Origin of the sequence: Ramlibacter sp. (assembly GCF_029866045.1) — a bacterium.
In the GTDB taxonomy this organism is placed as follows: Bacteria; Pseudomonadota; Gammaproteobacteria; order Burkholderiales; family Burkholderiaceae_C; genus Ramlibacter.
This window is the reverse complement of sequence record NZ_JARXAB010000082.1, coordinates 1-10,084: the sequence shown is the minus strand read 5'-3', so window position 1 is coordinate 10,084 and position 10,084 is coordinate 1. Positions and strand designations below refer to the sequence as shown.

The window sequence follows — 10,084 nt, the reverse complement described above, 5'->3', positions numbered from 1 at the left end:
GAGGGCGCCTGCATCGAAAAATTCATGAAGGACGCCACCTCAATTCAAAAAAAGGTCTCCAAAGGGTACTTTGGAGACGACTACGGCTATCAAACCTGGATTTACTCGCGCCAACCTTCCTCTCGTTTCACCTGGCGAGGCGCCTACGGCCAGATGGTCGCCTTTGATCCCGTGAATGAGCGGGTGCTGATTGTTTTCAGACACCGCGCCTTTGGCGCTGCGGGTCAAGCAATTGGAGGATTGATGGCCAGATGGGAAAGAATGCCGTGACGGTGCGGGCGTGGGTGCTGCCTAACGCTGTGCGCTCTCATCGCCTCTTGCGCGATGGAATTCCCATGACTTTGCAGTCATTCGGACGCTTCTTTTCTGCCTGGTTTCGGCAGGGTGGCCAGCAGATCAGGCTTGCAGATACAGCTCGGCCAGCCGCTCCTGCTCGCGCGGCCCGACACGCAAATGCTCTGTGAGGTAGTTCTGGACACCCCCGAAGTCGGTGTCCACGGCCTTGAGGGAAGCATTCAGAAACGTATCCTGAACTCGCCACAGCACCTGCAGGGCCTCGCGTGGCAGATCCGATGCGCCTGGATCCGAGATCTTGTAGTGGTCATTGGTGAGCAGGTAGTCCTGCATCACCACATCGCGCGGTACACCGAGTGACAGCAAGATCATCGCTGCGGCAAAACCGGTGCGGTCCTTCCCTGCGGTGCAATGAAAAACCAGCGCTTGGTCGCTCTCAAGCAAAAGGGCAAACAGCGCCGCGAAACGATGCGACTGGTGATGCACGAACGCACGGTAGGTGTTCTCCATCATGCGCACCGTGTCCTGTGCGTTCAATTGCTGGCCGCTCGCCAGGTGGGCCTTCATGCTCTGCGCCACGCTGGGATCGATCGCCAGCGAGTGCACGGTCACCCCGGGCATGGCGCAGGCCTGCGCCTCGCGCTCGACCGCCCCGCGAAAATCCGCGACGCGCGCGAGCCCCAAGTCCGCCAACGTTCCGATGTCCTCTGAGGAAAGCGCCCCCAGATGGTCCGACCGAAACAGCTTGCGCCACTTCACGGAGCGGCCGTCATGACCTACGTAACCGCCTAGATCACGAAAATTGGTGGTGCCCGAGAGCGGGACAAGGCGCGAAGGAGTGTTCATTGTTTAGGTGCTCTGCGTTTGGGCCAAGCGGTGTTGCAGGTCACTGTCGTCAATCCGATTTCCATCGTGTCCGAAGAAGCACAGTGCCGAGGTGTCCATCGCGAGGTCCAGTGTGTCGCCAGCCGAGACGGGCGAGGTACCCGGGATGCGCGCCAGCAGGGACCATTCACCTAGGCGCAGGTGCAGCAGGGACTCCGCGCCCAGTGCCTCCACCAACTCCAGTTGGGCCCTGAAGCGCAGCGGTCGGCCCAGGTCGGAGGCGCGCAGCGAAATACCTTCTGGACGGATGCCGAGGGTCGCCACTTCCGACTTCGATGACAGAAGTGCTTGGGGCAGGCCCAGGGTAGCGGACGCACTGACCGGCAGCAGGTTCAGCGGCGGGCTGCCAATGAAGCCGGCGACGAAGGTGTTGGCGGGACGTGCATAAATTTCCAGCGGATGGCCGACCTGCTGAATACGCCCCTCATGCATCACCACCATGCGATCGGCCAGCGTCATCGCCTCGACCTGATCGTGGGTCACATACACGGTGGTGACGCCCAGGCGCTTTTGTAGCCGGCGGATTTCGGCTCGCGCACTCATTCGTAACTTCGCGTCCAGATTGGACAAGGGCTCATCGAAAAGGAAGGCTTGCGGGTCACGCACGATGGCGCGGCACACTGCGACGCGCTGACGTTGGCCGCCGGAGAGTTCGCGTGGAAGCCGCTCCAACAGGCCGCCAATACCCATCATCTCGGCTGCCGTCGATACGCGGCGCGCCACCTCATCGCGCTTAACTCCGGCCAGACGCAGGGCAAAGCCCACGTTCTCTGCCACGCTCATGTGCGGATAGAGCGCATAGTTCTGGAACACCATGGCGATGTTGCGCTCCCGGGCCGGCAGGTGTGCAATCTCTCGGTCACCCAGCCAGATCTCGCCCCCAGTTGGCGCCTCCAGTCCCGCCAGCATACGCAGCGTGGTGGTCTTACCGCAGCCGCTAGGGCCGACCAGAACCAACAATTCCCCGTCGGGCACGTCGAGTGTGAAGTCCTGAACGGCGGCCACTGCTCCGAAGTGTTTTGCCAAGCCGCGGAATGAGATGGCTGCCATGTGTCGTTGTCCCTATGCTCACTTGATGCCCGAGGCCACGAAGGTGTCCATCACCTTGCGCTGGAACAGGAAGAACACTGCCAGTGCCGGCAGGCTGGCCAGCGTGACGCCGGCCATGAGCCCGCCGAAGTCGTTGTGGTCCGCCTCCAGGAACTCGCGGATGCCGATCTGCACAGTGCGGGACTCCGGCGCGTCGGTCACCAGCAGCGGCCAGAAATACTCGTTCCAGCAGTCGATGAACAGGATGATGGCCAGCGCCGAAAGGACGGGCTTCAGATTGGGTAGAACGACCAGCCATAGCGCTCGCCAATGCCCGGCGCCGTCCATCTCGGCGGCGTCGAACAATTCGCGCGGGAAGGAGCGGAAATGCTGGCGCAGCAGGAATACGGCGAATGGCATGGCCAGGTTCGGAATGACCAGCGCCCGCCAGGTATCGAACCACTTGAGGTCCGCGATCATCATGTAGATCGGAATCATGGTTAGCGTGTGCGGGATCATCATCGCGCCCAGCACGGCACCGAACAGCCACTCCCGGCCAGGGAACTCCCAGCGAGCGAAGGCATAGGCGCACAGAACGGCAATCACCACCTGGCCGCCTACGCGCAATGCAGTGGTCGCAATGCTGTTCCACATATAGAGATGGAAAGGCACCTGCTCGAACAGGCGGCGGAAGTTGTCCAGCGTCGGTGCCTGCGGCCAAGGGGTCAGTGCATACACCTCGTTGGGCGGCTTGAAGGCCATGCCAAGCGCCACTAGCAGTGGCACCACCATAGACAGGCACAGCAGAACAAGGACCAGATGGCCCACTGTCCGCCAAGGGGCACTGAGTGTCATCGCTTCGCCTTATTGCTGATAGTGCACATGGCGATCCAGAACCCGCATCTTCAGCAAGGTGACCGCCAGCAGGAACGCGAAGATGACCACTGTGCCGGCAGCACCAAAGCCAACGTTGAATGTGCGAAATGCGTACTGGTAGACCATGTAGAACAGATTGGTTGTGCCGTTCTGCGGGCCGCCTTCGGTCATGATGTCGATGGGCGTGAACACCTGCTGGATCGCGAAGATGATCGTAGAGATCAGGACGAACAGCGTGGTCGGCGTGAGCAGTGGCCACAGCAGGTGGCGCACCAAGCGCCAGTCGCTGGCGCCGTCTAGCCGCATGGCTTCCACATAGTCTCGGTTGATGCTGGCCAGGCCGGCCACATAGAGCAGCGTATTGAAGCCAATCACCTTCCAGGTGGAGATCAGCAAGATCGTCCAGATCGCAAGGTCTGGATCGGTGAGGACGTTGGGCCACTGCCCGCCAAACAGGCGCGCGAGCTGCACGAAGTGACCCCCTATGGGGTTGAGCAGCCACAGGAACACCACCGCCACAACCGTGAAGCTGAAAAGCGTTGGCAGAAACAGCAGGGCGCGGTAGATCTGTCCCCGGCTCGCCAGCGTCCACACGAATATCGCGATCGGAATCGGCAGCAGAACCTTCAGCGGGATGGAGGCAATGATGTAAATCAGCGTGTTTCGGAACGCAGCATCAAACAGCGGGGAGTTGAATAGGCCGCGGTAGTTGGCCCCGCCGACCCAGCGCATCGGCTGATCGGGGTTCATGTTCCACTGCACCAAACTCAGATAGAGGGTGTGCAGCAGCGGCCAATAGGTAAACACCGCCAGCAGCACGATCATCGGCGCCAGGTACAGAAACGGCGCGAGTGGCCACTGGCGGTGCCGCCGCCTGGCGAGCAGAGGCACCGTGCCGCCTGGGGGCACGGTGGCCGCCCCAGTCATACCCACCGTCACTTCTTGAGGTTGACGGACAGGGCCTCGTTCACCTTGCGGACCGCTTCGGGAACGATGGCGCTGGCCGGACGCTTGGCAGCCCACAACTCGTCCAGCATGTTCTTGATGTGAACCTGGGCCTCCAGGGTTCCTTCGGCAGGCCAGGTCGCCGTCGGCAGCGTCTCAGACATCTGGGCGATGGAGGGGCGCACCTGGGGGAAACTGGCGATGTACTTCGCCATGACCGGGTCAGCCTGCGGGTTGCGAATCAGGGGCATGTAGCCCGTCTCACGCGACCAGTGGTTGGACACATCTTGCCGCGACAGATAGCGCAGAAGCTTCAGGGAGGCTTCGCGACGCGGGCCCTCCGGAGCGTGCAGCATGATGGCAGCCCCGGAATTGTTGACCCGGCGGGGTTGCTGCTTCCACAGCGGATACTGCGCCACGCCGAGGTCAAACTTGCCTTGCGCCGAGGCCACGAAGCCGCGCAGCGCTGCCGACGAGGTGACGTACATGCCCATCTGGCCGGCTTGGAAGGCCGCGCCCCACTGCTGGTCGTTCGCGACCGGCATGATGCCCGTCTTGGCCATGTCCTGCCACATCTGCAACACCGCGACGCCCTGAGGGGTGTCGAACTCGGCCTTGGTCCCGGCCTTGTTCAGATAGGTGGCCCCGGCATTGGTCACCATCACCATCGTGCCGTAGTCACCCATCGAGGCGTGCAGGTGCGCGACGCCAGCCATTCCGGTTCTCTGCTTGATCTGGGTGGCCGCAGCAATCACCTCGTCCCAGGTGCGGGGCGCCTTGTCCGCGTCGAGTCCTGCCTTGCGGAAAATGTCCTTGTTGTAGTAAAGCAGCGGCGTGCCGTAGGCATGCGGAATGGCGTAGATCTTCCCCTCGATGCGTCCCGCATCCAGGAAGTTCGGCAGATAGGCGTCCAGCCACTTTGCGTCGCCGTTCTTGGGATCGTTCAGAGCGACAGCCGGCGTGGCGCCTGCGAAGAAAACGATATTCTTTCCGATCACCGTGGTCACATCCACTGGCCGGCGGGCAGCCAGTGCAGCCTGCACTTCTCCCGTGATCTGCTCGGACTGCTTGTAGATGTCTTTCACCACCACATCGGGGTTGCTTTTCTGGAAATCGTCCAGGATGGCACGCAGTGTTTTGCCGGGCGCGCCGGTCTGGTAGTGGTAGAAAACGATCTCGGTCTGCGCGTAGGCCATGGCGGCCACGAGAGAGAGCGCGAGGCTGGCGAGGAGATTGCGGACTTTTTTCATCAGGGTGCTCCGGGCAGGGAATCCGTCGGTTGTATGGGCGCTCCTTGACCGTGGTGTGACACTCCCCGACAGCGCCGCCCGTCACAGCTGCGTCATGTCGGCCCGATAGCTTGGAGCCAACACAAGGACTCTCATGGCCACATTCAAGCTGATCCAGGTATCCGACACCCATCTAAGCCGCGAACGCCCGTTCTTCGTTCCCAACTGGGATGCCGTGGTGGCGCATGTGAACGCGGCACAGCCCGACTTGGTTCTCAATAGCGGCGACATTGCCTTGAACGGCGAGAACGTGCCCGACGATCTGGCCTTCTCCGCCGAGCAGCATGGTCGTCTGACGGTGCCGGTGCGCACCATCCCCGGCAACCACGACATCGGCGACAACCCCAGCCCCGGCAGCCACGGCGCCGGCATCAGCGACCCGCGCCGAGAGATCTACCGCAGTCACTTTGGCGCCGAGCAATGGACCATGGAGGCGGGCGACTGGTTTTTCATCGCACTGAACGCACAACTTCTGGGCTCCGGCCTGCCGGCCGAGGATGCTCAGTGGGCGTTTCTGGAACAGGCCTTTTCCGAAGCGGGTGAACGCCCGGTAGCCCTGTTCCTGCACAAGCCTCTGTTCCGGGATACACCCGATGAAGAACATGAGGCCTCGGGCCGTTATGTGTTGCGCGGCCCCCGTGCCCAGTTGCTGGGCCTGACGCGGCAGGTCAATCTCCGCCTCGTCGCCTGCGGCCACGTGCACCAGCATCGGATGTTCGAGCACGACGGGGTGCGCCATGTGTGGGCGCCTTCCACCGCATTCATCCTCCCCGACGCTATGCAGCCACGCATCGGTACCAAGGAGGTGGGCCTGGTGGAATACGAGTTCACTGGCACAGAGGTGACCGTACGCTTTGTCACCCCGACCGGCGCCCAGAACCTAGACCTCGTCGACGTACCCGGTGCCTATGGCGATCTGCGCGCCAAGATGAAGGCCGCTACGGCCAGTGCCGCGCAATCACCCAGCGGACACTGATGGTCAAGGCACGCGCCGGCCCAGCCGCTGGCTTGCCCTAGAAATCGCGTAGTTCACCAGGCAGTACAGCACCGCCACAACCAGATACACCGGCACGAGCGAGCGGTAGTTGGCAATGAGCACCTTGGCGTTTTGCATCAGCTCGCCGTAGGTGACGACGTAGCCGAAGGTGGTGTCTTTGACCACGATCACCAGTTGGGCCACCAGTGCCGGGACGATGAAGCGCAGCGCCTGGGGAAAGACCACATGCACAAAGACGCGCGCCTCACTCAAACCCAGCGCCCGGGCCGCATCGGTTTGGCCGCGGGGTACGGCCAGCACGCCTGCGCGGTACACCTCCGCCACCACGGCGGCGGTGCTGAGTCCTACAGGCAAGGTCAACATCCAGTAGGCGCTGAGCTTGAATCCGAGCGATGGGAGGAGCAAGAAACACACATAAATGAGCAGCAGGGTCGGCACGCCACGCAAAAATTCAATCACCGCAATGGCGGGCCAGCGCAGGAGCCGCAGCGGGGACAGGCGACCGAGGAGGAGCACCAACCCCAGCACCAGGGCGATGACGGCCGCTACGGCCGCCGATGCCAGTGTGCCGAGCAGGCCCTTGGCCAGGAAGGCCCAGGTCGTCTGCCAGGCAAAAAATTCCCAGAGGCGCCCTTCAAACTGGCCCGCGGCATGGAACCGAAAAACGACTGCGGCCGCCAGCACCAGCAGTGCCGCCGCGACGACCACGCTCGCAGCCCGTGTCAGCGCCTGCGCCTTGTGGCTCAGGTCGCCAAAAAGAACATCTTCGAGTGCGCGGCTCATCGCAGGATACGCACCTTCTTTTCGAGTGCGGCGCCCGCCCACGCGATCAGCAGACCCGATCCCAAGTAGGCCGAAGCCGCCACCGCAAACGCCGCCATTCCGATGGCGGAGTCGTTGGCGATCTTGGCGACCAGCGCGGTGAGCTCCCGGCCCGGCAGCGGCACCTGTGACGCCAGCGAGGTCGAGAGCATCAGTGCGATCAAGAGGGAGGTCATGGGCTGGACCACCGAGCGCAGCGCCTGCGGCAGCACCACCGACACGATCACGCCGCTCGGGCTCAGTCCCAAGCTGCGTGCGGCTTCCACCTGGCCGATGCCTACAGTGTTGATGCCGGTGCGCAGGTAGTCTGCCGTGAAGGCGGAGCACACCAGGGTCAGGGTTAGGATGACGCTGGGCTCGTAGTCGATCAGGACATTGAGGTCAGGCAGGGCGAACACGACGAAGATCAGCAGCGCAACGCTCGGGATGTTGCGAAAGATCTCCACATAGGTCGTCAGCACGAAACGCAGCGGCCGCAGCGGCAGCAGCCGGGCCACCGTCACCACAATGCCCAGTGCGAAGCCGGCCACGAAGGAGATGGCCGTGAGCTTCCAGGTCAGCAAAAGGGCCTGCCCGAAGGCAGGCCCGTAATCAGCCAGGACCTTCAGGACACTGCCCATTTTTCAGGGGAGCGCAGGCGGCGTCGGAACCCTGGTGCTGCCGGTGCGCTGCCCGATGGACACCGTCCACAGGCGGGCCCAAGTGCCATCCGCAACGATTCTCTTCAAAAAGGCATTCACAAAGGCCACGCCGTCCGAGCCCTTGGGCAGACCGATGCCATACAGGTCCTGTGCACCGAAAGGAGCGCCCGCCAATTGCGCGTCGCCGGTGCCCAGGCTCAGCACATTGAGCAGGAGGGTGTAGTCGGTCACATAGGCTTCCACCCGGCCTTGGCGCAGGGCGTCGAGAGCTTCCTGGTGGGTCTGGAACTCTTGCACGACGGCTTTGGGCGCGAATTGCGCCAGGATCGCAGGCCCCGTCGAGCCTGCTTGGGTGGCGGTTCTCTTTCCGCCAAGATCCTCATGGGATTGGATCGTCTTAGTGGTCGACTTGATCAGAACCCCCGCCTGCGAGGTGTAGTACGGGCCTGCAAATGAAATCCGCTCTGCCCGGGCCGGGGTGATGGAGTAGGTGGCCACCACCATGTCCACCTGGCCGTTCACAAGCACTTGCTCGCGGGTCGACGAGTTGATTTGGGTGAACTGGTACTTGGTCGCGTCGCCCAGGATGTAGCGCGTGAGGAGCTGGGACAAGCCCGCGTCGAAACCGCGCTGCTTGCTGTCTTTCTCGTTGAGCAGCGAGAACAGGTTGGATGTCTGGGTGGCGCCCAGGCGCAGCGTGCCGGTCTGCTTGATTTTGGTGGCCCAGGTGCTGGACGCGATAGTCGCTGCGTCGGCAACAGGCCCCCGGGCAATCAGCGCGTCGAATGCTTCCGCATTAATAGGGGTGCCTTGGGCGAAAAGCGGCGCGCTGGTGGCAAAGGCCACGGCGATTAGGGCGCCCTTGAGGGTGTAGGTCATGGACAAGGGGGACTCCTTGGGTGTGTACAAGCTACCACTGTATATCAGTCACCGGCGGCTCGACCTGGGCGTCTGCCATGCCCCGTGATCGCCTCGATGAGGGTCATCAATTGCCGGCCAGCGGCTTCGAGCTGGTCGTTATTGCGCACTTCGTGCAAGGCACTGCCCTCTGGCACTTGCAGGTCGACGGCACGCTCGATCCGGCGCTCGATCTCCTGCGCGCTCTCCCGCCCGCGTTTTGCCAGCCGCTGCCGCAGCACGTTGGCGTCCGCAGTGATGTGAATGACGGTCATGCCGGGGTACAGGCGGGCTGCTTCCGGCAGGTAGGCCCGGGAGCCATTGAGAAGCACCCATCGCCCGTGCACCTCATGCGTCAGGTGCGCCAGCTCCTCGCGGCGTATGCCGTAGCGCAGCCCGTTGGCCTGCCAATGCATGGCGAAGCCCTGCGCCTGCACGACATTCTCAAAGCCTTCGGTATCCAGGCACTCATGCGCCTCGCCGCCCGCATCGGCCGGGCGGGTGATGGCGCGCCTGGCCCAGTGCAAGGGCGCGCTGGCGGGCAGGTGCTTCCGCACCCAAGCCAGCAGGCTATCCTTGCCTGCTCCCGAAGGGCCGACGATGTAGATCAGCCGCCCGTTCATGGCTGCAGCGGCACGAACTCGGCCAGTTGGAAGTCCGCGCCCTTTTCCGGCTCCACGAAGAGCGCGAGTCGGTCAAACCGGCAAGGCCCTAACGAAGCGAAGTGCTCGCTGGCGGCGTCTGCCAGTGCCACACGCAGCGAGGGATCGACGCCTTCGAGCGTGTTGCTCAGGGAAAAGTGAAAGTGAAAGTGGTTCAGCACCCAGGGGTAGCCCCACTGGCACAGCAACGCGTCCTGTTCGGGCGTGAGCGGCGCGCGCCGGCGCCGGGCCAGTTCGCTTTCGCCCAGCGGCAAGGCCAGGGGTTGCAGTCGGGTGACGCAGGCCGCAGCCACCGCCTGCAGCGGCGCGCAGTCGCCCATAGGCCGCAAGGCCAGGAAATGGCCCCTGCGGTCCACCCCCAGGGGCGGCAAATCGAAGGCGGAGAACTCGCCGGCCAGACGCTGCATGGCGGCCAGCACCGCTTGGATGTCTTGACCCGGCGCCAGTGCGAAGGGCGCCTTCAGCGTGGCATGCCAGCCGTAGCGGCGCGGGTCGGCGGTCAGTGCGGTCTGCACATCGGGGGCCAGCTCCTCGATGCGGGGCAAGGGCGGGTGCCGCTTCGTGGCTGCGCAGCGCCCGAGCCACTGGCTGCCGGCCTGTCCCCAGGGGCTGTTCGGGTCGGGCGCGAAGTAGATGGCGCATAGATCAGGGGCTGCCTGCATTGTTTCAGTCCTCGTGGTTCACGGTCAGGGTCACACGGTCGCCCGCAAACCAGGTGCGGGCGTATTCGATCGGCTGGCCCTCGGT

12 protein-coding genes are annotated in these 10,084 nt (G+C 63.4%); 2 read left to right on the top strand and 10 right to left on the bottom strand.

Going from position 1 to position 10,084, the window contains the following annotated elements; genetic code table 11:
* Window positions 1-270: hypothetical protein (locus QE494_RS09500; RefSeq protein ID WP_300042757.1), on the top strand; the 270-nt coding region annotated here is incomplete at its 5' end.
* Window positions 271-396: 126 nt separating this feature from the next.
* On the opposite strand, the gene QE494_RS09495 is transcribed toward QE494_RS09500, so the two are convergent.
* The 5 genes from QE494_RS09495 to QE494_RS09475 are packed head-to-tail and all read right to left on the bottom strand — an operon-like array spanning window position 397 to window position 5,279.
* Window positions 397-1,140 carry a tyrosine-protein phosphatase gene (locus tag QE494_RS09495; protein ID WP_300042755.1) on the bottom strand — a complete coding sequence of 248 codons (744 nt, stop codon included), beginning with the start codon at window positions 1,138-1,140 and terminating at the stop codon, window positions 397-399.
* Between the two features lie 3 nt (window positions 1,141-1,143).
* A complete protein-coding gene (locus QE494_RS09490) occupies window positions 1,144-2,229 on the bottom strand; it encodes an ABC transporter ATP-binding protein (RefSeq protein WP_300042754.1) in 1,086 nt (361 codons plus the stop codon).
* An 18-nt stretch (window positions 2,230-2,247) separates the two neighbouring features.
* Window positions 2,248-3,063, bottom strand: a complete 816-nt coding sequence (locus QE494_RS09485) for a carbohydrate ABC transporter permease (protein WP_300042753.1) — start codon at window positions 3,061-3,063, stop codon at window positions 2,248-2,250.
* A 9-nt stretch (window positions 3,064-3,072) separates the two neighbouring features.
* A complete protein-coding gene (locus QE494_RS09480) occupies window positions 3,073-4,011 on the bottom strand; it encodes a carbohydrate ABC transporter permease (RefSeq protein ID WP_300042752.1) in 939 nt (312 codons plus the stop codon).
* Between the two features lie 8 nt (window positions 4,012-4,019).
* Window positions 4,020-5,279, bottom strand: a complete 1,260-nt coding sequence (locus tag QE494_RS09475) for an ABC transporter substrate-binding protein (protein WP_300042751.1) — start codon at window positions 5,277-5,279, stop codon at window positions 4,020-4,022.
* 133 nt (window positions 5,280-5,412) lie between these two features.
* Here QE494_RS09475 and QE494_RS09470 point away from each other — a divergent pair, with 133 nt between their 5' ends.
* Window positions 5,413-6,294, top strand: a complete 882-nt coding sequence (locus QE494_RS09470; RefSeq protein WP_300042749.1) for a metallophosphoesterase — start codon at window positions 5,413-5,415, stop codon at window positions 6,292-6,294.
* Between the two features lie 3 nt (window positions 6,295-6,297).
* On the opposite strand, the gene QE494_RS09465 is transcribed toward QE494_RS09470, so the two are convergent.
* The 5 genes from QE494_RS09465 to QE494_RS09445 are packed head-to-tail and all read right to left on the bottom strand — an operon-like array spanning window position 6,298 to window position 9,999.
* Window positions 6,298-7,098, bottom strand: coding sequence for an amino acid ABC transporter permease (locus QE494_RS09465; RefSeq protein ID WP_300042748.1), 801 nt, complete (start codon window positions 7,096-7,098; stop codon window positions 6,298-6,300).
* Window positions 7,095-7,757 (bottom strand): amino acid ABC transporter permease, encoded by a 663-nt coding sequence (locus QE494_RS09460; protein WP_300042747.1) that lies wholly within the window; start codon window positions 7,755-7,757, stop codon window positions 7,095-7,097. Before QE494_RS09460 ends, QE494_RS09465 begins: the two co-directional genes overlap by 4 nt.
* Before the next feature lie 3 nt (window positions 7,758-7,760).
* Window positions 7,761-8,657 (bottom strand): glutamate ABC transporter substrate-binding protein, encoded by an 897-nt coding sequence (locus tag QE494_RS09455; RefSeq protein WP_300042746.1) that lies wholly within the window; start codon window positions 8,655-8,657, stop codon window positions 7,761-7,763.
* A 44-nt stretch (window positions 8,658-8,701) separates the two neighbouring features.
* A complete protein-coding gene (gene phnN / locus QE494_RS09450; RefSeq protein ID WP_300042745.1) occupies window positions 8,702-9,298 on the bottom strand; it encodes a phosphonate metabolism protein/1,5-bisphosphokinase (PRPP-forming) PhnN in 597 nt (198 codons plus the stop codon).
* Window positions 9,295-9,999 (bottom strand): DUF1045 domain-containing protein, encoded by a 705-nt coding sequence (locus QE494_RS09445; RefSeq protein ID WP_300042744.1) that lies wholly within the window; start codon window positions 9,997-9,999, stop codon window positions 9,295-9,297. The genes phnN and QE494_RS09445 overlap by 4 nt, the downstream gene beginning before the upstream one ends.
* Window positions 10,000-10,084 lie beyond the last annotated feature (85 nt).